This is a genomic window from Stenotrophomonas sp. YJH_SMC_58 (assembly GCF_059369635.1).
Genome location: NZ_JCAFSW010000004.1, coordinates 99,836 through 121,223, shown reverse-complemented (window position 1 = coordinate 121,223; position 21,388 = coordinate 99,836). Strand labels below are relative to the sequence as shown.

Genomic DNA, 21,388 nt, shown 5'->3' with positions numbered 1-21,388 from the left:
AGAAGGCAGCAGGCGCCGCTGCGTGGCTCGGCAGCGGCTTCTCCCAAGTAAGAGCCCGCATCCGCCGAAGTGGAGAACGCGGATTCGATGAATTTTTTCTGACAGTCCACGACCACGTCGGCCTCAGCGACTGCCAACCCGCACGGTGTCGCCTTCGCGCCTCACCACGAAACGCGGGTCGCGTTCGAGGAAGGCCTGCAGCGCACCGATGCGATGCGCATCGAGACTGCCCGACAACCGTGCCGATGCCGCGCCTTCGTCCAGCACGCGCACCTGCACCTGGTTGTGCCGGTTGAAGGCAGCGGCCACCTCGTCCAGCCGCTCATCCAGGAAGGACACCTTGCGCTGCTGCCAATCCAGCAGCATCGACAATGGCAGGTCCAATGACTCGACCACATGGCTGCGCGCGTCGACCTGCACCACCCGGCCTTCGCCCAGTTGCGCAAGACGCCGGGCGTCCGCACCCCGGCTCCATACCTCCACCTCGCCGGAGACCACGCCGATGCGCGTGCTCTGCAGCCGTCGCGATACATCGAACACCGTGCCGATGTCGCGGATCTCCAGGCCGTTCACCGCCACCTCGAACGGACGGCGGTCGCGGGCGATGTCGAATGTGGCCTCACCCTGCAGCAGCTCCACCTTGCGGCTGAACCAGCCCATGCGTACCCGCAGGCGGCTGTCCGCGTTGAGCCGCACCTGGGTCTGGTCAGGCAGCACCAGGTCGCGAAGTTCACCCTGTCCGGCACTGTAAAGCTGCTCGGTGGGCATCACCTGCGGAACCAGGCCCACGCCGAGCAGGGTGATACAGGCTGCGGCAGCCGCCACCCCCCAGCGCGCACGACCGCGACGCGGCACAGCGCGCGGCGGCGCGTGCACGCTACCGAACAGCGGCACCACCTTGGCGGCGACCTGCGGCGGTGGAACCGCCGCGTCGTCTGGCAACGGCGATTGCAGCGCCTCGCCCACCTGCCGGTGCAACGCAAGGGCGTGCATGTAGGCGCGCACGTGATCCGGCGAGCGCTTCATCCAGTCCAGGAACGCGAGGCGCCCGGCCTCATCCAGCGGCCCCTCGCGATTGCGCAGGAACCAGTCCATGGCCTCGCAGGCGATCGTGTCGTCGGCCACGGGCGATGAGGTCCGGTTCATGTGAGCTCCCTGGCGCCCAGCGCCTTCCTGCAGGCCTCCAGCCCCTTGCCGATGTGCTTGCGCACCATGTGCACCGACACCTGCAGCTGCTGGCTGATTGCCGGGCAGTCCAGCCCGTCGCGGTAGTGCAGCTCCATCACCCGCCGCGTGGTCGCCGGCAGTCGTGCGATGGTGCTGCGGATATCGTTCCAGCGCTGCGCGCGCTCGAATTCACCTTCGATGTCTTCTTCGCTTTTCAGCACTTCGGCCAGCAGGTCGACGTCTTCCAGCGGCGGCAGCGACGACCGCGCGCGCACATGCTCGCGCGCCAGGTTGGCCGCCACGGTGAACAGGTAGGCTTCCGGGTTCTCGACCGCATCGGCATCCTCGCCGGTGCTGCGCAGCAGGCGCAGGTAGACCTCCTGCGCCAGGTCTTCGGCATCCTCGCTGGCCGAACCGCGACGCAGGAAGAAGCCACGCAGCAGCCGGCGCCGCAGCGCGTAGCTCTTCTCCCAGATCCTCACGCTGTTCACGGCCGGCCAACCACCCCGAGGCTGGAAAGCCCCGCAGGGTGACCGCCATCGATGACAGTGGCGTTTCAACGACCGGCAGGCAGCCGCTAGAATGCGGCCCCTGCAATGTCCCGGCAGCCCGCACAAGGAGTGCTCCCATCAACGCACGCACCGCCATCAACACCCTCAGCAGCCTGCTGTTCCTGCTGCTGGTCGCCCACACCACCGCCTACCAGCAGCAGATGTGGCCGCCCAGCCGGGTCATCCATGTGCATCCGGTGATCGTCGTCCTCGCCTATGCGCTGGCTGTGCTCACGCTGCTGTTGTGGATCGGCGGTCGTCGTGCACCGGAACCCGCCCAACGCCTGGCGCGCTGGTTGCCCATCGTCGCCTGGTGCCTGCTGGGCGTCGGCGTGGCGATCATCCCGGTGTTCCTGCCGGGGCTGTCCCCGGCCTGATCAGCGGCCGCGCCCAGCGCATCGGCCCATGATACGGCGCGCGGCACCAACCCTTGCTTGCCAGAGACCCAAGCCCCGCCCGCCTACCGAAGCGTGGGGGGCAGGCCTACGCTTGTCTTCTCGGTGGCCGCCACGGTCGCCCTTCGCGTCACGGCGCCCGCCGTTGCGACCCCGCTCCAGTGCTGTGCGCCCTGCCGGTGTTGTCGCCCAGGCAGACGTCCGACCGGCGCCCTCTGGAGACAGCCATGAACCAAGCCCTCATTCCCTTCGATACCGATCCACTGGAAACCCAGGAGTGGCGTGAATCGCTGGAGGCGGTGATGCAGGCCGGCGGCCGGCCGCGCGCGCACTACCTGATCGACCAGCTGAGCGATCTGGACGCCCGGCAGCACGGCGACCTGCATACCCGTGCCTGGACCGCCTACGTCAACACCATCCCACCCGAGCGCCAGCCGGCCTACCCGGGTGACCTGGCCATCGAGCGCCGCCTGAACGCGATGATCCGCTGGAACGCGATGGTGATGGTGCTGCGTGCCGGCAAGCACTCCAACGTCGGCGGCCACATCGCCACCTACCAGTCAGCGGCAGTGCTGTACGACGTGGGCTTCGATCATTTCTTCCGTGGCCGTACCGACACATTCGACGGCGACATGATCTACATCCAGGGCCACTCCGCGCCGGGGATCTACGGCCGCGCGTACGTGGAAGGCCGCATCGATCCGGCACGGATGGACAACTTCCGCCGCGAAGCCGGCCGCGAAGGCCTGTCCTCGTATCCGCACCCGCGCCTGATGCCGGAGTTCTGGCAGTTCCCCACCGTGTCGATGGGACTGGGCCCGCTGACCGCCGCCTACCAGGCGCGCTACATGCGCTACCTGGAATACCGCGGCCTGAAAGAACACCAGGGCCGCAAGGTCTGGGCCTTCCTCGGCGACGGCGAGATGGACCAGCCCGAATCGCTGGCGGCAATTTCCCTGGCCGGCCGCGAGCGGCTGGACAACATCGTGTTCGTGGTCAACTGCAACCTGCAGCGCCTGGACGGTCCGGTACGCGGCAACGCCAAGGTCATCCAGGAACTGGAAGGCACCTTCCGCGCGGCCGGATGGAACGTGATCAAGCTGATCTGGGGCAGTGGCTGGGACGACCTGCTGGCCCGCGACCACAGCGGCCTGCTGCGCCAGCGCATGATGGAATGCGTGGACGGCGACTACCAGACCTTCAAGTCGCAGAGCGGCGCCTACGTGCGCGAGCATTTCTTCGGCCGCTACCCGGAGCTGCTGGAGCTGGTCGCGCACATGAGCGACGACGACATCTGGGCGCTGGCACGTGGTGGCCACGATCCGCAGAAGGTGTACGCCGCCTACCAGCAGGCGGTGAACACCAGCGGCCGGCCGACGGTGATCCTGGCCAAGACGGTCAAGGGTTTCGGCATGGGCGAAGCCGGCGAAGGCCAGAACATCAACCACCAGCTGAAGAAGATGAGCGCCGACGCGGTGCGCGCTTTCCGCGACCGCTTCAACCTGCCGGTCAGCGACGACCAGCTGGAGGAGATGCCCTATCTGCGCCCGGAACCGGGCAGCGCCGAAGCGGCCTACTTCGCCGAGCGCCGCCGCATCCAGGGTGGGCAGCTGCCGGCGCGCCTGGCCAAGGTCGATCCGCTACCGCTGCCGCCGCTGTCGATCTTCAACACCCAGCTGCAGGGCAGCGGCGATCGCGGCCAATCCACCACCATGGGCTTCGTGCGCATCCTCACCAGCCTGCTGAAGGACCCGGAGCTTGGCAAGCTGGTGATTCCGATCGTGCCCGATGAATCGCGCACCTTCGGCATGGAAGGCCTGTTCCGCCAGATCGGCATCCACTCCTACCTGGGCCAGCTGTACACCCCGCAGGACGCCGGCCAGCTGAGCTATTACAAGGAAGCCAAGGACGGCCAGATCCTGCAGGAAGGCATCAATGAATCCGGTGCGATCTGTTCGTGGATCGCCGCCGGTACCGCCTACAGCAACCACGGCCTGGCCACGATCCCCTTCTACATCTTCTATTCGATGTTCGGCCTGCAGCGCGTCGGTGACCTGGCCTGGGCCGCTGCCGATGCGCGTACCCGCGGCTTCCTGCTCGGTGCCACGTCGGGCCGCACCACGCTGATGGGCGAAGGCCTGCAGCACGATGACGGCCACAGCCACGTGCTGTCGTCGGTGATTCCCAGCTGCGTGTCCTACGACCCGACCTACAACTACGAGCTGGCGGTGATCATCCATGACGGCCTGCGCCGCATGTATGTCGACCAGGAAGACATCTACTACTACATCACCGTACTCAACGAGAACTACCCGCAGCCGGCACTGCCCGAAGGCGCCGAGGCCGGCATCCTGAAGGGCCTCTACCTGCTGCGTCCGGCAGCCGCCGATGCCGCCTCGCAGCCACGCGTGCAGCTGATGGGCGCAGGCTCGATCCTGCGCGAGGTGGAAGCTGCGGCAGAACTGCTGCAGCAGGACTTCGGCATCGCCAGCGATGTGTGGAGCGCGACCAGCCTGACCGAACTGCGCCGCGATGGCCTGGCCGCCGAACGCTGGAACCTGCTGCACCCGGCTGAGGAACCGCGCGTACCCTACGTGCAGGAGTGCCTGCAGGGCCATGACGGCCCGGTGGTGGTGGCCACCGACTACATGAAGATCGTCGGCGACCAGATCCGTCCCTTCATCAACGACCGCCGCTTCATCGCACTCGGTACCGATGGCTTCGGCCGTTCCGACACGCGTGAGTCGCTGCGCACGTTCTTCGAAGTGGATCGCCACTTCATCGTGCTGGCCGCCCTGAAGTCGCTGGCCGACGAAGGCCGCATCGAGCGCTCGCGGATGCAGGAGGCCATCGACAAGTACGGCATCGACACCGCCAAGCGCGACCCGGCCGCGTTGTGAGGCTGCCGGTGCCATGCCCGCGGATTCCCTCCCCGTGGGCATGGCGCAGGCGGCGCCGCTACGGTATCCGCTTGAACAGGTTGGTCTGCAGGATCGGCGTGCCGTCGTGGCCGTAGAACGCCTTGGTCTCGGTCATCGTCGTACGGTCGGCCGCCACGGTATAGATGCGGGTGGAGGCCGGCGTACCATGGTCCACCAGCTGCATCACCAGGGTATTCGGCGCCGGCAGTTTCAGGTTGGCTTTGTCCGCGCCGTAGGTGCCGGACAAGGGCCCCGGCGTACCGTCGAGCGCCAACGTGCCGTCGGATTTCATGGTCTTGCCGTCGTGCAGGACGATGTCAACGTGTGAACTCCACCGACCCGCACCGGCGTCCTTGAACTCCAGCACCACCTGCTTCGGGCGCTGTGCTTCGGGTAACGCAGACGTGGCGATATCCAGCGACCAGCGCCCCAGCAGCGGTGAGGGCGAAGCTTCCACCGCCAGCGCCGGAACGGCGGAGAGCGAAAGCGCAGACAACAACACAGCGGACAACAGCTTCATACGGGGCTCCGTTTGAATGAGGAAGCTCTGCGTGGGGCGTTGCGGGGCAGTGCCCAGATCGTGCCGGTCGCCAGCAGCACGCGCAAGGCGGTGCGCTGAACGAGGGAGACTCCGTCCCATTCCGAGAGGCCAAAGCACCCTCCCCATTGAATCGAGGCGGTTTCCGCTCTTGTTGACCCGAATAGTTACGTTATAACATTTCACGTCAATTTCACGGACCGTGCCATGCGTCGCCATCTCCTTGCTACCGCCCTTCTGTTCGCCGTCCACAGCGCCCAGGCCGCGGACGAACCCACCCTCCCCACCCTCCAGGTCCAGGCCAGCCAGCCCTCCCGTATCGACAGCCGGGTCACCGTCGACAACCCACAGGCGCAGAACCGCACCCTGGGCGGCCTGCTCGAACACGTCTCCGGCGTGCAGAACAGTGCTTTCGGGCCGAACGCGGGTGCCCCGGTCATCCGCAGCCTCAGTGGCAACCGCGTGCAGATCCTGCAGGACGGCCAGTCCATCCTCGGGATGAACGCGATCAGCGGCGACATCAACATCCCGTTCGATCCGCTGTTCGTACGCAGTGTCACCGTCAACAAGTCTTCCGACACCGTGCGCTACGGCGGCAATGCGATCGGTGGCAGCGTGGAGATCGATTCGGGCCTGATCTCGCGCCGCATGGAAGACAAGGACCAGTCGATGGAGCTGGTCCTGCGCAAGGGCTTCAATGCAGCCGACGCGCAGGGCTTCCGCATGAACTTCAACAACCAGCGCAACATCTCAACCAACCTGCAGGTCTCGCGCCAGCGCATCTCGCACTTCGACATCCCCGGCAACAGCAAGGCCGCCGTCTGCAACACCCACCTGTTCCCGGCCTCCGGTGGTGTCAACTCGGCCCTCGCCGACAGCTGCCAGAAGGAAGCGCGCGTGCAGCAGATCTACAACAAGGCCTCGCAGCCTTACATCGACCAGTTCATGACCGAGAACCCGGACTGGGCCGACGGTGATTTCTCGTTCTACACCAACAACCCGACTTCGGTTTGGCAGCGCCGCACCTACATCAATCCGGTCAACCCGGCCTACGTACCCGGCACGCCTTCGTACGTGCAGAAGCAGATCAACAACGACGTGACGCCCGATTACCATCACCGGTTGGGCAACAGCTACGCGAGAAATTCGCAGGTGGCGCTCGGGTCGACCCTGTTCTTCGACCGTGGTTACGTGGGTATCAGCATCGATGCCAAGGACAGCGAGTACGGCGTGCCGGGGTTCTCGATGCAGAACCTGTCGTTCGGTTCCAACTATGCCAACGGGCTGCCGGTGGGGGTGGTGATCAAGCAGGAACGCTATGCACTGGAAGCCCTGCTGCGCGATCCGCTGCCGTGGTTCGAGCGCGCCGAACTGCGCGTTTCCAAGCTGGACAACACCTCGGGCGAGCGGCTGGGTGCCACCCGCGCCAACGACTACGATTTCGAGAGCACCCAGGCCGAGCTGCTGCTCAGCCATCAGCGCGTCGGTCCGCTCAGCGGCATGCTGGGTTTCAGCCACCAGTCGCGTGATGTCACCGGCAGTGGCTCGCTGCGCTACCTGCCTGACGTCGACACCCGCAGCAACGCGGTGTTCCTGAAGGAGACGCTGGACTTCGGCTGGGCCAGTTTCGACGCTGGCGTGCGCCACGAGCGGGTTGACCATGACCTGCAACCAAGCCGCTTCAAGACCGCGCGCAATGCCGCCAACGCGAAACTGCAGGACCGCGACTACCGGCTCAACAGCTACAGCCTGGGATCGTATGTCGAGCTCGGTCCGTTGTTCGCCGCCAAGGTGCGCTACTCGTCCTCGCAGCGCGCACCTGAGATCAACGAGTTGTACGCGAGCAATGCTCACTATTCGGTGATGACCCAGGAAGAAGGCAACCAGAACCTCGAGCCGGAACGCGCGAAGAACCTGGAACTGACCGGCCTGTTCCACCTCGGTGGTTTCGAACTGTTGGCCACCGCGTACCGGATGAAGTACGAGAACTACCTGTACCTGGGTTACTCGGGCATGCAGACCGCCAACCGCCTGCCGCTGAAGTACTGGAAGCAGACCGACACCACGGTGAAGGGCTTCGAGATCGATGCCTCGCAGGCATTGGACCTGGGCCGCTACGGCACGTTGAACGTGTCCGCCTTCGCCGACCTGGTGAAGAACAAGGCCGACCGCCCCGATTCGCTGCGTGCCCACAATGACGGCGAGTACCTGCCGAACATGCCGACCAACCGCTACGGCGCCACCCTGCAGTGGCAGCGCGAGGGCTGGAAGGCGCGGCTGTCCAGCACCTACTACGACACGCAGAAGTACCTCGGCCGCAACGTGAGCGAGGAAGTGCCGCTGGATGCATTCAACCTGGTCGACCTGCAGGTCAGCCGTGAGCTGCCGGTACGCAACAGCTACATCGCCGGCATGGAGGTGTTCGTCAACGGCAGCAACCTGCTCAATCAAGAAGCACGGCCGCACAACTCGCCGCTGAAGTACATCGCGCCGCTGCCCGGGCGCGGTTTCCAGGTGGGCGTGACGGTGAAGCTCTGAGGATCGAACGCATCGGTACGCGCCTGCGGGCAAATGGCCTGCAGGCGTTCTGCCCCGCCCCCCCTGCGTGGTTGCGCCACACGCGCCGGTTGATTCACCATCGGCAAAAGAGGAGAGCGTGATGAACTGGAAGCATGCGGTTTCACTGGCGCTGTTGTTGTCCGTTTCATCAGCCGCAAGTGCTGCGTCTGCGATCACCTACGACAAGGATGGCCGCTACGGCTATTCGATGAACCAGTCTTCCCTCACCACTGCGATGCAGCAGTCGCTGCACTACTGCGCAGCGCGATCGCGCAATTGCGGTCAGTCCGCCAGCACCACCAGCGAAGGCTATTCGGCCATAGCTACCGGCACGATCGCGTTGGGCTTTGCACTGGGTGAGAAGACCGCGGACGCCGCGCAGCGGAAGGCCGAAAGAATGTGCAGGGAACGTGCCAACGACTGCACGCTTGCGTTGCTGTGGCGGGAAATTCCACCTCGCCACATTGAACCGCCACAGCTGCCGCGTACACCCGCTGCGGCACCAGCGATGACACCCACGCCCATGCCAACGCCTGCCTCCCGCACCGATCTGCCAGGATAGTCAGCTCCACGCTGCGAGTGTCGGATAAAGAAAAACGCCTGCAGATCGAGGATCTGCAGGCGCTTCTTTGTATCTGGCGGAGTGAGAGGGATTCGAACCCTCGATAGAGCTTTTGACCCTATACTCCCTTAGCAGGGGAGCCCCTTCGGCCACTCGGGCATCACTCCGGGGTTTTCTCCGCGTCTGGTGCGTTGCACCTCAGCGGGGCGTGAATCATAACGTTAATCGAGTGCGAAGGTAAAGCGTTATTCGGCAGAATTTTCGCTACCGGTGCCACCGGCTTCGTCACCGCGCTGGATGCGCTGATAGATCTCTTCGCGATGCACAGCAACGTCCTTCGGCGCGGTGATGCCGATACGCACCTGGTTACCCTTGACGCCAAGCACGGTGACGCTCACCGAGTCTCCGATCATCAGGGTTTCGCCGACGCGGCGAGTCAGGATCAACATTTTTGTAAGTCTCCATGGAACCGTGTGGAAGGGTATCCCCCACCGGCTTGACGCTCCGTCAAGAAGCGCTACCACGACAAAGGGAAAAGATTCGCAATGGTACCGTCAGCCGTCCCGCTCCTACAAGGAGGGGGACGGCCAGGTTCATCACAGGCGGGGGCTGACCCATTCGACGACTGCAGCCAGCGCAGTGGCAAGGGCGGGCCCGTCCTCGCCACCACCCTGGGCGAGGTCCGGGCGTCCGCCGCCCTTGCCCCCGATCTGACTGGCGATATGGGACAACAGTTCCCCGGCCTTGACCTTGCCCATTGCACTGCCGTTCACACCCGCGACCAGGGCGGCCTTGCCGTCCTGGGCGCCGGCCAGCACGATCACCGCGTCGCCCAGCTGCTGCTTGAGGCGGTCCATGGCGTCACGCAGGGCCTTGGCGTCGAAGCCCTCCAGGCGGGCAGCCAGTACCTTCACGCCAGCAACCTCGACGGCCTGGCCGGACAGATCGGCCGTGGCACCGGCGGCGACCTTGGCCTTCACGGCCTCCAGTTCGCGCTCCAGCTGCTTCTGGCGCTGACCGAGGGCACGGATCTTCTCGACCACGTCGGCAGCGCTGCCACCGAGCAGTTCAGCGGCCTCGGCCAGGCGGGCCTCTTCGGCGTCCACGTAATCCAGCGCACCCTGGCCGGTAACAGCCTCGATGCGGCGCACGCCCGCGGAGACGCCGCCCTCGGAGGTGATCTTGAACAGGCCGATGTCGCCGGTACGGTTGACGTGGGTACCACCGCACAGCTCGGTGGAGTAGTCACCCATCTTCAACACGCGCACGTGCTCGCCGTACTTCTCGCCGAACAGGGCCATCGCGCCGAAGTCCAGCGCTTCCTGCATGCCCATGTTGTGTACTTCAGCGGCGTTGTTGGCGCGCACCTGCTGGTTGACCTTGCGCTCGATCACGGCAAGCTCTTCCGCGCTGATCGGCTGGAAGTGCGAGAAGTCGAAACGCAGGCGGTCCGGAGCGACCAGCGAGCCCTTCTGCTGCACGTGGGTGCCCAGCACTTCGCGCAGGGCGGCGTGCAGCAGGTGGGTGGCCGAGTGGTTGAGGATGGTGGCGCCACGGCGCTCGCCATCGACCTGGCCGGAGAGCACGTCGCCGACCTTCAGGCCGCCTTCGGACAGGGTGCCGACATGGCCATGGAACTGGCCGGCGAACTTCTGGGTGTCGTCCACCGCCAGGCGCACGCCGTTGCCGGTCAGTACGCCGGTGTCACCGACCTGGCCGCCGGACTCGGCGTAGAACGGGGTCTGGTTGGTGATGACGATGACTGCGTCACCGGCATCGGCCGACTGCACCGGACGGCCGTCCTTGAGCAGGGCCAGCACGGTCAGGCCGTCAGCCTGCAGGCGGTCGTAGCCCAGGAACAGGGTCGGGCTCAGGGTCGCCACCAGCTCGGCGGGCAGGGTCACGCCACCACCGAACTTGCCGGCCGCGCGCGCGGTCTCGCGCTGCTGCTCCATCGCGGCATCGAAGCCGGCAATGTCGACGGTCAGGTCGCGCTCGCGGGCGATGTCCTGGGTCAGGTCGAGCGGGAAACCATAGGTGTCGTACAGGCGGAAGGCGTCAACGCCCGGGATCACGCCATTGCTGGCCTTCCCCGCGACGTCCTCGAAGATCTTCATGCCGGCGTCGAGGGTTTCGGCGAAACGCTCTTCTTCGGCCTGCAGCGCACGGGTGACGGTGTCCACCGCAGCCGGCAGTTCCGGATAGGCTTCGCCCATCTGCTCGACCAGGGTCGGCACCAGCTTGCTGAAGAACGGCTGGCGCACGCCCAGCATCCAGCCGTGGCGCAGTGCGCGGCGGATGATACGGCGCAGCACGTAACCGCGGCCTTCGTTGGACGGCAGCACGCCATCGACGATCAGGAACGAACAGGCACGGATGTGGTCGGCGATCACGCGCAGCGACTTGTTTTCCAGGTCGGCGGTGCCGGTCAGCTCGGAGGCCTTGCGGATCAGGGCCTGGAACAGGTCGATCTCATAGTTGGTGTGCACGTGCTGTAGGATCGCCGCCAGGCGCTCCAGGCCCATGCCGGTATCCACGCACGGCGCCGGCAGTGGCACCAGGGTGCCGTCGGGCTGGCGGTCGAACTGCATGAACACCAGGTTCCAGATTTCGATGAAGCGGTCGCCGTCTTCATCCGGGGAACCCGGGGGGCCACCGGCGATATGGTCACCGTGGTCGTAGAAGATTTCGGTGCACGGGCCGCACGGGCCGGTGTCGGCCATCTGCCAGAAGTTGTCCGAAGCGAACGGTGCGCCCTTGTTGTCGCCGATGCGCACGATGCGCTCTTCCGGCACGCCGACCATGTCGCGCCACAGCGCGTAGGCTTCGTCATCGGTCTGGTAGACGGTGACCAGCAGGCGTTCGGCCGGCAGCTTCCAGACCTGGGTCAGCAGTTCCCAGGCCCAGGCGATCGCGTCCTTCTTGAAGTAGTCGCCGAACGACCAGTTGCCCAGCATTTCGAAGAAAGTGTGGTGGCGCGCGGTGTAGCCGACCTGGTCGAGGTCGTTGTGCTTGCCGCCCGCGCGCAGGCAGCGCTGGACGTCGGCCGCGCGCACGTAGCTGCGCTTTTCCGCGCCAAGGAACACGTCCTTGAACTGCACCATGCCGGAGTTGGTGAACAGCAGGGTCGGATCATTGCCCGGCACCAGCGGCGCCGACGGCACGATGGTGTGGCCTTTGCCCTTGAAGAATTCAAGGAAGTCGCTGCGGATCTGGGAAGTCGTGAATTTGGCGGATGCGTTCATTGGGGGCTGGCAGTCTGCGGGCCGGCGGACCCGGACCACCGGCCGCGTTGGCCAGGTTCGCGAGGGACCGCCGAAAACCTAAAGGGTATCAGGCCCGGCGCCGCCAGTCTCAGTCATCCGGGTCGTAGCGGGTCGCGCGGCGGATGCTGTCGCCGTCGAAGCCCCGTCGGGCCAGCAGATCGGCAGCCTTGCGCCGCTGTGTCAGGTCCTGCGGACCGGCCTCGCCAAAGCGCCGGCGGACCAGATCACGGGCGTTTTCCTGCCAGTCGCCTTCGTAGCTGTCCATCGCTGCGGCAATCGCGGCACTGTCCAGGCCGTGGGTCCCCAGCTCGGCGCGGACATGGATCGGCCCATAACCGGTGTTGGCGCGCATCCTCACCAGGTTCTCGGCAAAACGGGTGTCGTCCTGCCAGCCGGCCTCGGTCAACTTGGCGACAGCGGCCTGCGCGGCTTCGTCTTCGATGCCACGGGCGGTCAGCTTGCGGGTGAGTTCCTTGCGCGAGTGCTCGCGGCGGACCAGCAGGCCCAGTGCCCGTTGCACGGGGGTCTGCTCACGCGGCCGGCGCTTGCGGCCGGTCGGAATGTCTTCGGCGTCGGACATGGGTACTCCAAGGGTGGCGCCATCCGTGGCGCCCAGCCCATCCCTGGGCGATTCGAACCTGCGGGACAGGGCGACGTCACTGACGGCGCCACCCTGCCCCACAGCAAGCCTTATTCGTCTTCGCCTTCGTCGTCGCCTTCCTCGCGGGCCGCTTCGGCCGGCTGGAATTTCTCGCGCAGCTCGGCCTCGAGCTTGGCGGCGACAGTCGGGTTGTCGCGCAGGTAGCCGCGGGCGTTGTCCTTGCCCTGGCCAATGCGTTCTTCACCGTAGCTGTACCAGGCGCCAGCCTTCTCGACCAGCTTGGCATCCACACCCATGTCGATCAGCTCGCCTTCACGGCTGATGCCTTCGCCATACAGGATCTCGGTGATGACCTGCTTGAACGGAGGTGCCAGCTTGTTCTTGACGACCTTGATCTTGGTCTGGTTACCGATGATCTCGTCACCCTTCTTGATCGCGCCGATACGGCGGATGTCCAGGCGGACCGAGGCGTAGAACTTCAGCGCGTTGCCGCCCGTGGTGGTTTCCGGGCTCTGGCCCGGCATCATCACGCCGATCTTCATGCGCAGCTGGTTGATGAAGATCACCAGGGTGTTGGAGCGCTTGATGTTGCCGGTCAGCTTGCGCAGCGCCTGGCTCATCAGGCGGGCCTGCAGGCCAGGCAGCTGGTCGCCCATCTCGCCTTCGATTTCGGCCTTCGGGGTCAGCGCGGCAACCGAGTCGATCACCAGAATGTCGACCGAACCCGAACGGACCAGCATGTCGGCGATTTCCAGCGCCTGCTCACCGGTGTCCGGCTGCGACAGCAGCAGGTCGTCCACGTTCACGCCCAGTTTGGCGGCGTAGATCGGGTCCAGCGCGTGCTCGGCGTCGATGAAGGCCGCGGTACCGCCCATCTTCTGGCATTCGGCGATGGCCTGCAGGGTCAAGGTGGTCTTGCCCGAGGATTCCGGCCCGTAGATCTCAACGACACGGCCCTTCGGCAGACCACCAATGCCCAGCGCGATGTCGAGCATCAGCGAACCGGTCGGGATGGCTTCGACGGGTTCGACCACGCGGTCGCCCATGCGCATCACCGAGCCCTTGCCGAACTGCTTTTCGATCTGGCCCAGAGCTGCAGCGAGGGCGCGCTTCTTGTTCTCGTCCATCGGATTGGTCCTTGCAGAGGTCGTGTCGTTGGAGGTGCTGTCTTTGGGGGTCTTCTTTGCCATGGGTTCACTTTAAGTCGGACGTATCGCACAGGCTGAGATTCTGCCCGGCGCTCTGAAAAGAATTATCGGACATCCGTACCAACCTCAGTGGAACCAGAGAATCGCCACAAAAGACCGCGGGGTAATGCGCTATGGAACGGGTCAACGGTTGGGCCGCAGCAGGCCGCAATAGAGGCCCTCGATCGCGAAGTCCTGATCCGGCAGTACCTCGATCGGCTTGTAATCGGGATTGCGCGGCAGCAGGCGGATGCGATCCTTGGCGATCTTCAGCAGCTTGACCGTGATCTCGTCATCGATGCGGGCCACCACGATCTGCCCGGAATGGGCGTCGCGGGTGCGATGCACGCCGATCAGGTCACCGTCGAAGATGCCCTCGTCGATCATCGAATCGCCCTGCACCTTCAGCAGGTAGTCCGGCGCTGGCGAGAAGAACACCCGGTCCAGCACCACGAAATCGTCCGAGCCGATGTCGGCGCCGATCGGGAGGCCGGCCGCAACCCGGCCCAGCACCGGCAGGCGCAGCACACTGTCGGGCAGGCCCGGCTCGGCCAGCTTCTCGACCGGCGGTGCCTGTACCAGGCGGATGCCGCGGGCCTGACCAGGGATGCGACGGATCGCACCGGCCTGCTCCAGGGCTTCCAGGTGGTACTGGGCCGCGCGCACGCCCTTGAAGCCGAACGCACGTGCGATTTCAGTCTGCGAGGGCGGCGCGCCTTCGCTCTCGATACGCTCGGCGATCAACTGCAGGATCGCCTGCTGGGTGTCGGTCAGGTCCATGGTTAGTAGTATTACTACTAATATCCGGGACTGCAAGTGCCGGGGGCGACACGGCAACATCTGTAGTGCGAGCCATACTCGGCAGTCGGGCGAATGGCCGGGCGGCAAAGGCGAATGCAAGGGCGAAAGCAGCCGACCAGCGGTCGGCTCTACAGGAATCGTTGCGCGATTCCGCGGTAAACACACTCAGGTGTGTTTACCGCTTCTCCATATCGAGAACAGGATCCACACGCCGCAGAAGCCGGCGCCGATGAAGCCGCAGACGCCCAGCGCCAGCAGCCAGCGGCTGGAGACGCCGCCGACGCTGTGCATCACGATCGAGGAACCGATGATCAGCGCAGCAGTGACGATGCCCATCACCAACCGGTTCGCTGCGCGGTTCACCTGTTCGCCAAAGCCTTGCAGCGCCGTGGTTTCCACCTTCAACTGCAGGCGTCCCCGGCGCGCCGCCTGCACCAGCTTGCGCAGGTCGCGGGGAAGCTCACCGGCGAAGTCGACCAGGCCCAGCAGGCTGCGGCGGCCGCGCTTGAGCAGCGCCTTGGGCGCGTAGCGCTGCAGCACCACCCGCTCCAGGAACGGGCGCGCGGCACTGGCCATGTCGAAATCCGGGTCCAGCTGCCGGCCCATGCCCTCCAGGGTCAGGAACGCCTTGATCATCAGCGCCAGGTCAGCCGGCAGGGTCAGGCTGTAGCTGCGCAGCAGCTGGGTGATGTCGCCCAGCATCAGGCCGATGCGCAGGTCCTTCAGCGGCACGCCACGGTATTGATCTACGAACTGGCTGATGTCGTGCTGCAGCCGGTTCTCGTCCACCTCAACACCGCCGGCCCAGTCCAGCAGCACGTCGGCCACGCCCTGCGGATCCTGCTCGACCAGCCCGTGCAGCAGCTGCGCCACCTGGAAACGCCGGACTTCCGACAAGGCGCCGACCATGCCGAAATCAATCACGCCGATGCGGCCATCACGTAGATAGATGATGTTGCCCGGGTGCGGATCGGCGTGGAAGCTGCCGTCCTCCAGCACCATTTTCAGCACAATGCCGGCGCCACGCCGTGCCAGCTCGCGCCGGTCCAAGCCCGCCGCATCGACGCCGGCCAGGTCTCGGCCAGGAATGCCGTCGACGAAGTCCTGCACGTTCAGGCTCTCGCAGGTCCACTGCCAGTGCACCTGCGGAATCAGTATGTCGTCACGGCCGCTGAAGTTGCGCGCGATGCGCTCGGCATTGCGGCATTCGGCAGCGAAATCCAGCTCGCGGCGCAGCGACACGGTGAACTGCTGCACGACTTCGGCCGGGCGGTAACGACGCAGGTCCGGCAGTCGCGCTTCAACGATCTCGGCCAGGCGGGCCAGCAGACGCAGGTCGGCCTCGACCACATCGCGGATGCCGGGGCGCCGCACCTTCAGCACCACCTCGCGACCATCATGCAGGCGTGCGCGATGGGCCTGCGCCAGCGAGGCGGCAGCCATCGGGGTTTCATCGAGGAACGCGAACACCTCTGCAGGCGGTGCGCCAAGGTCGGCCTCGAGCTGCTCACGGATGTCCGCGTACGGCAGCGCAGGTACCGCGTTCTGCAGTTCGGACAGCTCAGCGATCCATTCCGGCGGCAGCAGGTCAACGCGCGTCGCCAGCACCTGCCCGAGCTTGACGAAAGTGGGACCGAGATCCTGCATCGCGCTGCGCACGCGCACCGGTGCGGTCATCCGCAGCAGTTCCTGCCGCTCCTCGTTCCAGTGCAGAAGGCGCCCTGCCCGCTCCAATGTGCTGGCCAGGCCGATGCGCCGCACCACGTCGCCGAAGCCATAGCGGATCAGGACGACGGCAATTTCCTGCAGTCGGCCCAGGTCACGGACCGTGCCCAGCGTTTCCCACATCATGCGTGCTCCGGACGATTACCGGAGCAGCATGTCACAGCTGGGCGTCGATACCGCGCAATGCCGCCGCCACGGTTTGCCGGCGGATGGCTTCGCGGTCGCCATCGAACTGGAACAGCTCGGCGCGGGCATAGCCGCCCCGGCGTTTCCAGCCGATCCAGACACTGCCGACCGGCTTGTCCGGGCTGCCACCGCCAGGACCCGCGATGCCGGTCACCGCCACGGCGATGCCGGCACCGGAATTGACCAGTGCGCCGGACACCATCTCCAGCACGGTTTCGCGGCTGACCGCACCGAACTGCTCCAGGGTCTGCGCGCGCACACCCAGCAGGCGCTGCTTGGCCTCGTAGCTGTAGACCACCATGCCACAGTCGAAGAACGCCGAGGAACCGGCGATATCGGTCATGCACTTGGCGATCCAGCCGCCACTGCAGCTTTCAGCGGTCACCAGCTGCAGCGAAGCCTGCTGCAGGCGCTGCCCGAGCGCGGCGGACTGGGCGTTGAGGTCGGCGTCGGTGGGGATGGACATCGGCATGACGGTGGGGTGAAGAACCTGCACGTTGTACCGCAGATGACAGGCGGATGTCGCGCCCCTCCAGCACGGTGGTTGCCGGCCAGCGGCCGGCACTACCGGGGATTGGCCGCTACCTCACCACTCCGGCAGCTTCTCCGGCAGCAGCGCCCGGATCGGCGCGCCGTCGGCACTGGCAGCCAGCTTTTCGGCTTCGGCGATCGGCAGGTCGACCTGCAGCAGCCAGCCGTCTTCATCGGCCTGCTCTCTGCGGATCACTTCCAGCTGGTGCAGGCGCGCGCGCAGGCGGCCGGCATCCGGCGGCAGGCGCAGTTCGCCGGTGACATGCTGCAGGCCCAGGCGCTTGCCCAGTACCGCCTGCAACAGCTCCAGGCCCTGCCCGTCACGCGCGGAGATCCACACCCGCTCGCGACGCGACTCATCCGGGATACCGTCCTGGCCATCGTGGCGGACGTCGGCACCATCGATGCGGTCGATCTTGTTGAACACCAGCAGCTGCGGCAGGTCACCGGCACCGACCGCGGTCAGTACCTCGTCGACCTGTGCGATGCGCTCCTCGCGGTGCGGATCGGCAGCGTCGACCACGTGCAGCAGGAAATCCGCCTCGCGCGCCTCGGACAGGGTCGAGCGGAACGCCGCAACCAGGTCATGTGGCAGGTCGCGGACGAAGCCGACGGTGTCGGCCAGGACCACGTTGCCACCCGGAACCGCAATGCGGCGCACGGTCGGATCCAGCGTTGCAAACAGCTGGTCGGCGGCATAGGCCTCGGCGCCGGTCATGGCGTTGAACAGGGTCGACTTGCCGGCGTTGGTGTAGCCCACCAGGGCCACGCGCGGCAGCTCGCTGCGCACACGCGCACGGCGCATCTGGGTGCGCTGCACTTCGACCTTTTCCAGGCGTTTCTGCAGCTGCTCCACGCGCTTCTGCAGCAGGCGGCGGTCGGTTTCCAGCTGGGTTTCACCCGGGCCGCGCAGGCCGATCGAACCGCCGCGCTGGCGCTCCAGATGGGTCCAGCCTCGCACCAGCCGCGTGGCCAGGTGACGCAGCTGCGCCAGTTCGACCTGCAGCTTGCCTTCGTGGCTGTGCGCACGCTGGGCGAAGATGTCCAGGATCAGGCCGGTACGGTCGATCACCCGGCGCTCGAGGAAACGTTCCAGGTTGCGTTCCTGGCCCGGGCTCAACGCATGGTTGACCAGGATCAGGTCGGCACCGCTGGCATCTGCCGCAGCCTTGATCTCGTCCAGCTTGCCGCTGCCGATCAGGGTCGACGGATTCGGTCGGTCCAGGCGCGCAGTGATCGTCGCGGCGATGCTGGCCCCAGCCGAGCGGGCCAGATCACCGAATTCTTCCAGCACATCGTCTTCCAGCTTGCCGAAATGGGGCTGGATCAACAGGGCGTGTTCACCCTTTTTCGAGCGGTCAAACATTCACCGCTCCGGTCTTACTCGTCTGCTTCATCACCTGCCTGACCACCTTCACCCGACTGCACGTAACCACCGCCCGGGCCAACCTTCACGTTGCGTGCCGGAACGACCGTGGAAATGGCGTGCTTGTAGACCATCTGACTGACCGTGTTGCGCAGCAGGACCACGAACTGGTCGAACGACTCGATCGTGCCCTGCAGCTTGATGCCGTTCACCAGGTACACCGAAACCGGCACGCGTTCGCGCCGCAGTGCGTTCAAGAAAGGATCCTGCAGCGATTGCCCCTTGGACATTGCACACTCCTGATTATTGTTCTTATTGGGTTGCCGACGGTTGCCACGGCCCCCGAGCCGCCCGCCGACCGATGATGTTACACGGCTGGCGGGGGTTCAGCGTGCGACGAAGGTCGACACCGCGCCGGCCAGGCGCTCCCCATCGACATGGGGGTCGAACCAGCGCGCATCAAGCTCGCCGCGCAGCCAGGTCAGCTGGCGCTTGGCCAGCTGCCGGGTGGCGAAGATCGCCTTGTCACGGAAACGGGCGGCATCACCCTCCCCGTCCAGGTATTCCCAGGCCTGGCGATAGCCAACCGCGCGCACCGCCGGCAGGTCCAGCGGCGCCGTCACGGCGGCCATTTCCGGCATTGCACGCAGTGCCCGCACCTCGTCCAGGAAGCCCTGCGCCAGCATGGCGTCGAAGCGCGCCTCGATGCGCTGGTGCAGTACCGCGCGGTCACGCGGGGCGAGGATCAGCTTGAGGGTGCGCACCGGCAATGGCGCGACGCCCGGCCGGCGCTGCCATTCACTGATCGGCGTGCCGGTGAGGCGATAGACCTCCAACGCCCGCTGGATGCGTTGCGGGTCGGTGGCATGGATACGTGCGGCTGCGGCTGGATCGACCATGGCCAGTTCTGCGTGCAGTGCCGCCCAGCCCCGCTCGGCCGCCTCGGTGCTGAGTGCTTCGCGCATCACCGGGTCGGCCTCCGGCATCGGCGACAGGCCCTGCAGCAGGGCCCGGAAGTACAGCCCCGTGCCACCTGCCAGGATCGGCGTTTTGCCGCGTGCCACGATGTCGGCAACGACGCGGCCGGCATCGGCGGCGAACTCGGCCGCCGAATAGGTCTGCCACGGATCGCGCAGGTCCAGCAGATGGTGCGGCGCCTGCGCCCGCTCGGCCGCATCCGGCTTGGCCGAGCCGATATCCAGATGCCGGTAGACCAGCGCCGAATCGACGCTGACGATCTCGCCATCCAGCTGCTTCGCCAGGGCGATCGCGGTGGCGGTCTTGCCACTGGCGGTCGGCCCCATCACGGCGATCGCCAGTGGCCGCCGGTCGATGCCCATCAGTCTTCGTCCGGCCAGCGGATCGTCGGCGTGGCGTCGGCGCGCGGCGTTGGCACGGCCTCGACTGCCTGCCAGATCTTCAGCGCATCGATGGTGGCGGCCACGTCATGCACGCGCACGATGCGTGCGCCGCGCTGCACCGCGATCAGGTGCGCGGCCACCGAGGCGGCCACGCGCTCGGACGGCGTGTCGCGACCGGTCAGTTCGCCCAGGCTGCGCTTGCGCGACAGGCCAGCCAGCATCGGCAGGCCCAGCTCCAGGAACCGCTCGGAGCGTGCCAGCAGGGTCATGTTGTGGGCAGTGGTTTTGCCGAAACCGAAACCGAGATCGATCAGCAGGTTCTTCTTCGCAATGCCCGCCATCTCGGCAGCGAACAGGCGCTGGACCAGGAAGCCGTGCACCTCGGCGACCACGTCGTCGTAATGTGGATCGGCCTGCATGTGGCCTGGCTCGCCCTGCATGTGCATCAGCACCACCGGCACGCCGGTTGCAGCGGCGGCGTCCAGCGCCCCTTCCTGACGCAGGCCGTAGATGTCATTGATCATGCCGGCGCCAGCCGCCACCGCCGCGCGCATCACTTCCGGCTTGAAGGTGTCGATGCTGATCGGCACCCGGGTGCGCGCGGCCAGCTGCTCGATCACCGGAATCACCCGGCGCAGTTCCTCCTCCACCGATACCGGCGCAGCGCCCGGCCGGGTCGATTCGCCGCCGATGTCCAGCAGGTCCGCGCCCTCCTCGACCAGCTTCAGGCCATGGCCGACCGCAGCCTCGGTGGTGTCGTGCGCGCCGCCATCGGAGAACGAGTCCGGGGTGACGTTGACGATGCCCATGACCTGGGCACGATCGAGGCGCAGGATGCGGCCGGCGCAATCGAGCTGGGGCGAGGTATCGAACATGGGCAATCCTGCAGGGACAACGGCGGGTAGTTTAGTTCGGCAGGGCGGCGCCCTGCACCCGCAGAGGCAACGGCCAAAGCTAATGCGGCTCTGGATTGCTGATGGTCTGGCGGGACGGTGTGCGGCTGCAGGACACGCCGTAAACCCGTCCTTGGGGGCTCGATGGCGCCATCCATGGCGCCAACGGTCCTGCAGCCCCACACCGCCCCACCTCCGACAGATTCCCGGTGACGGTTGGATGGGGACCGGTAGATCCACGCCATGCGTGGATGCTCTTCGTTCAATTCTCGAGATACTCGAGTTCGATGGAGATTCATCCACGCATGGCGTGGATCTACGTGTCGACCAAGGTCGACACCTACCAACAGCAGCAGGAATCTGTCAGAGGTGGGGCGGTGTCGGAGTGCGGGGTGTCAGCCGCATGGATGCGGCTGCCAAGCTTACAGGGACGTACTTGCAGCGTCCCCGCCCTCCGACACCGCCCCGCCATCCTACGGAAAGCCCGCTGTTGCTGTTGCTGTTGAGGTTGTCGGCCAGCGGCCGGCACTACCGCGGGTGCAGGGCGCAGCCCTGCCGACACCCCCTCAACGGCGGCGGCGCTTGCGGTCCACGTACAGGGTCCTGGCGATGCTCAGCACGATGCCAACGGCGATACCCACCACGCAGCCCAGCAGCAGGTTGTCGGCCCCCAAGCCCACACCGACGCCGACCACGGTGGCGATCACCATCTCGGCGGTGTGGGAAATCGGTTCGGGCTTCGGGGCGGACATGCGGGCTCCAGCGTCAGATCGGTTCT

General features: G+C 66.1%; 19 protein-coding genes and 1 tRNA gene. 4 read left to right on the top strand and 16 right to left on the bottom strand.

From position 1 onward, the window contains the following. Nucleotides 1-123: 123 nt before the first annotated feature. Nucleotides 124-1,146 carry a FecR family protein gene (locus tag AC5P68_RS07235; protein ID WP_231522139.1) on the bottom strand — a complete coding sequence of 341 codons (1,023 nt, stop codon included), beginning with the start codon at nt 1,144-1,146 and terminating at the stop codon, nt 124-126. Beyond that, a complete protein-coding gene (locus AC5P68_RS07230) occupies nt 1,143-1,658 on the bottom strand; it encodes an RNA polymerase sigma factor (protein WP_231522140.1) in 516 nt (171 codons plus the stop codon). Before AC5P68_RS07230 ends, AC5P68_RS07235 begins: the two co-directional genes overlap by 4 nt. Nucleotides 1,659-1,696: 38 nt before the next feature. On the opposite strand from AC5P68_RS07230, the gene AC5P68_RS07225 reads away from it, so the two are divergent. Both AC5P68_RS07225 and aceE read left to right on the top strand, forming a co-directional pair. Next, complete coding sequence (locus AC5P68_RS07225) at nt 1,697-2,095, top strand: hypothetical protein (RefSeq protein WP_033834141.1); 399 nt, start codon at nt 1,697-1,699, stop codon at nt 2,093-2,095. 245 nt (nt 2,096-2,340) lie between these two features. Next, nucleotides 2,341-5,013 (top strand): pyruvate dehydrogenase (acetyl-transferring), homodimeric type, encoded by a 2,673-nt coding sequence (aceE, locus tag AC5P68_RS07220; protein ID WP_049433272.1) that lies wholly within the window; start codon nt 2,341-2,343, stop codon nt 5,011-5,013. A gap of 58 nt (nt 5,014-5,071) precedes the next feature. Here the strand turns inward: aceE and AC5P68_RS07215 are convergent, their stop codons facing one another. After that, nucleotides 5,072-5,554: a hypothetical protein gene (locus AC5P68_RS07215; RefSeq protein ID WP_033834139.1), complete on the bottom strand. Its 483-nt coding sequence runs from the start codon at nt 5,552-5,554 to the stop codon at nt 5,072-5,074. Between the two features lie 225 nt (nt 5,555-5,779). Between AC5P68_RS07215 and AC5P68_RS07210 the strand changes: the two genes are divergently transcribed. After that, a complete protein-coding gene (locus AC5P68_RS07210) occupies nt 5,780-8,110 on the top strand; it encodes a TonB-dependent receptor domain-containing protein (RefSeq protein WP_288416166.1) in 2,331 nt (776 codons plus the stop codon). 121 nt (nt 8,111-8,231) lie between these two features. After that, the gene (locus AC5P68_RS07205; protein ID WP_080356468.1) at nt 8,232-8,693 is read left to right on the top strand and encodes a DUF4189 domain-containing protein; all 462 of its coding nucleotides are present in this window, start codon (nt 8,232-8,234) and stop codon (nt 8,691-8,693) included. A 74-nt stretch (nt 8,694-8,767) separates the two neighbouring features. On the opposite strand, the gene AC5P68_RS07200 is transcribed toward AC5P68_RS07205, so the two are convergent. The 13 genes from AC5P68_RS07200 to AC5P68_RS07140 all read right to left on the bottom strand — a co-directional run bounded on the left by AC5P68_RS07200 (nt 8,768) and on the right by AC5P68_RS07140 (nt 21,362). After that, nucleotides 8,768-8,860 (bottom strand) — tRNA-Ser (locus tag AC5P68_RS07200). A gap of 78 nt (nt 8,861-8,938) precedes the next feature. Further along, the gene (gene csrA, locus AC5P68_RS07195) at nt 8,939-9,142 is read right to left on the bottom strand and encodes a carbon storage regulator CsrA (RefSeq protein ID WP_004152909.1); all 204 of its coding nucleotides are present in this window, start codon (nt 9,140-9,142) and stop codon (nt 8,939-8,941) included. 147 nt (nt 9,143-9,289) lie between these two features. Further along, the gene (gene alaS, locus AC5P68_RS07190) at nt 9,290-11,938 is read right to left on the bottom strand and encodes an alanine--tRNA ligase (RefSeq protein ID WP_033834136.1); all 2,649 of its coding nucleotides are present in this window, start codon (nt 11,936-11,938) and stop codon (nt 9,290-9,292) included. Between the two features lie 109 nt (nt 11,939-12,047). Next, nucleotides 12,048-12,539: a recombination regulator RecX gene (gene recX / locus AC5P68_RS07185; protein WP_005409024.1), complete on the bottom strand. Its 492-nt coding sequence runs from the start codon at nt 12,537-12,539 to the stop codon at nt 12,048-12,050. Nucleotides 12,540-12,649: 110 nt separating this feature from the next. Beyond that, nucleotides 12,650-13,687: a recombinase RecA gene (recA, locus tag AC5P68_RS07180; RefSeq protein ID WP_005412937.1), complete on the bottom strand. Its 1,038-nt coding sequence runs from the start codon at nt 13,685-13,687 to the stop codon at nt 12,650-12,652. Between the two features lie 204 nt (nt 13,688-13,891). Next, nucleotides 13,892-14,527, bottom strand: a complete 636-nt coding sequence (lexA, locus tag AC5P68_RS07175; RefSeq protein WP_005412936.1) for a transcriptional repressor LexA — start codon at nt 14,525-14,527, stop codon at nt 13,892-13,894. A gap of 186 nt (nt 14,528-14,713) precedes the next feature. After that, nucleotides 14,714-16,396, bottom strand: a complete 1,683-nt coding sequence (ubiB, locus tag AC5P68_RS07170) for a 2-polyprenylphenol 6-hydroxylase (RefSeq protein ID WP_033834183.1) — start codon at nt 16,394-16,396, stop codon at nt 14,714-14,716. Between the two features lie 34 nt (nt 16,397-16,430). Continuing rightward, the gene (locus AC5P68_RS07165) at nt 16,431-16,925 is read right to left on the bottom strand and encodes a CinA family protein (protein ID WP_005409020.1); all 495 of its coding nucleotides are present in this window, start codon (nt 16,923-16,925) and stop codon (nt 16,431-16,433) included. A gap of 120 nt (nt 16,926-17,045) precedes the next feature. Continuing rightward, nucleotides 17,046-18,356 (bottom strand): ribosome rescue GTPase HflX, encoded by a 1,311-nt coding sequence (gene hflX / locus AC5P68_RS07160; protein ID WP_033834134.1) that lies wholly within the window; start codon nt 18,354-18,356, stop codon nt 17,046-17,048. 14 nt (nt 18,357-18,370) lie between these two features. Next, on the bottom strand, nt 18,371-18,646 hold the full coding sequence (gene hfq / locus AC5P68_RS07155; protein ID WP_004152891.1) for an RNA chaperone Hfq: 276 nt from the start codon (nt 18,644-18,646) through the stop codon (nt 18,371-18,373). A gap of 96 nt (nt 18,647-18,742) precedes the next feature. Beyond that, on the bottom strand, nt 18,743-19,696 hold the full coding sequence (gene miaA, locus AC5P68_RS07150) for a tRNA (adenosine(37)-N6)-dimethylallyltransferase MiaA (protein ID WP_005412933.1): 954 nt from the start codon (nt 19,694-19,696) through the stop codon (nt 18,743-18,745). Continuing rightward, complete coding sequence (folP, locus tag AC5P68_RS07145) at nt 19,696-20,592, bottom strand: dihydropteroate synthase (RefSeq protein ID WP_049403889.1); 897 nt, start codon at nt 20,590-20,592, stop codon at nt 19,696-19,698. The genes miaA and folP overlap by 1 nt, the downstream gene beginning before the upstream one ends. 584 nt (nt 20,593-21,176) lie before the next feature. Further along, on the bottom strand, nt 21,177-21,362 hold the full coding sequence (locus AC5P68_RS07140) for a hypothetical protein (protein ID WP_005416039.1): 186 nt from the start codon (nt 21,360-21,362) through the stop codon (nt 21,177-21,179). Nucleotides 21,363-21,388 lie beyond the last annotated feature (26 nt).

Excerpts from the sequence above, each read along its gene's own strand:
- AC5P68_RS07235 (WP_231522139.1), bottom strand. The coding sequence starts at position 1,146 with ATGAACCGGACCTCATCGCCCGTGGCCGACGACACGATCGCCTGCGAG.
- aceE (WP_049433272.1), top strand. The coding sequence starts at position 2,341 with ATGAACCAAGCCCTCATTCCCTTCGATACCGATCCACTGGAAACCCAG.
- AC5P68_RS07215 (WP_033834139.1), bottom strand. The coding sequence starts at position 5,554 with ATGAAGCTGTTGTCCGCTGTGTTGTTGTCTGCGCTTTCGCTCTCCGCC.
- AC5P68_RS07210 (WP_288416166.1), top strand. The coding sequence starts at position 5,780 with ATGCGTCGCCATCTCCTTGCTACCGCCCTTCTGTTCGCCGTCCACAGC.
- AC5P68_RS07205 (WP_080356468.1), top strand. The coding sequence starts at position 8,232 with ATGAACTGGAAGCATGCGGTTTCACTGGCGCTGTTGTTGTCCGTTTCA.
- csrA (WP_004152909.1), bottom strand. The coding sequence starts at position 9,142 with ATGTTGATCCTGACTCGCCGCGTCGGCGAAACCCTGATGATCGGAGAC.
- alaS (WP_033834136.1), bottom strand. The coding sequence starts at position 11,938 with ATGAACGCATCCGCCAAATTCACGACTTCCCAGATCCGCAGCGACTTC.
- recX (WP_005409024.1), bottom strand. The coding sequence starts at position 12,539 with ATGTCCGACGCCGAAGACATTCCGACCGGCCGCAAGCGCCGGCCGCGT.
- recA (WP_005412937.1), bottom strand. The coding sequence starts at position 13,687 with ATGGACGAGAACAAGAAGCGCGCCCTCGCTGCAGCTCTGGGCCAGATC.
- lexA (WP_005412936.1), bottom strand. The coding sequence starts at position 14,527 with ATGGACCTGACCGACACCCAGCAGGCGATCCTGCAGTTGATCGCCGAG.
- ubiB (WP_033834183.1), bottom strand. The coding sequence starts at position 16,396 with ATGTGGGAAACGCTGGGCACGGTCCGTGACCTGGGCCGACTGCAGGAA.
- AC5P68_RS07165 (WP_005409020.1), bottom strand. The coding sequence starts at position 16,925 with ATGTCCATCCCCACCGACGCCGACCTCAACGCCCAGTCCGCCGCGCTC.
- hflX (WP_033834134.1), bottom strand. The coding sequence starts at position 18,356 with ATGTTTGACCGCTCGAAAAAGGGTGAACACGCCCTGTTGATCCAGCCC.
- hfq (WP_004152891.1), bottom strand. The coding sequence starts at position 18,646 with ATGTCCAAGGGGCAATCGCTGCAGGATCCTTTCTTGAACGCACTGCGG.
- miaA (WP_005412933.1), bottom strand. The coding sequence starts at position 19,696 with ATGGGCATCGACCGGCGGCCACTGGCGATCGCCGTGATGGGGCCGACC.
- folP (WP_049403889.1), bottom strand. The coding sequence starts at position 20,592 with ATGTTCGATACCTCGCCCCAGCTCGATTGCGCCGGCCGCATCCTGCGC.
- AC5P68_RS07140 (WP_005416039.1), bottom strand. The coding sequence starts at position 21,362 with ATGTCCGCCCCGAAGCCCGAACCGATTTCCCACACCGCCGAGATGGTG.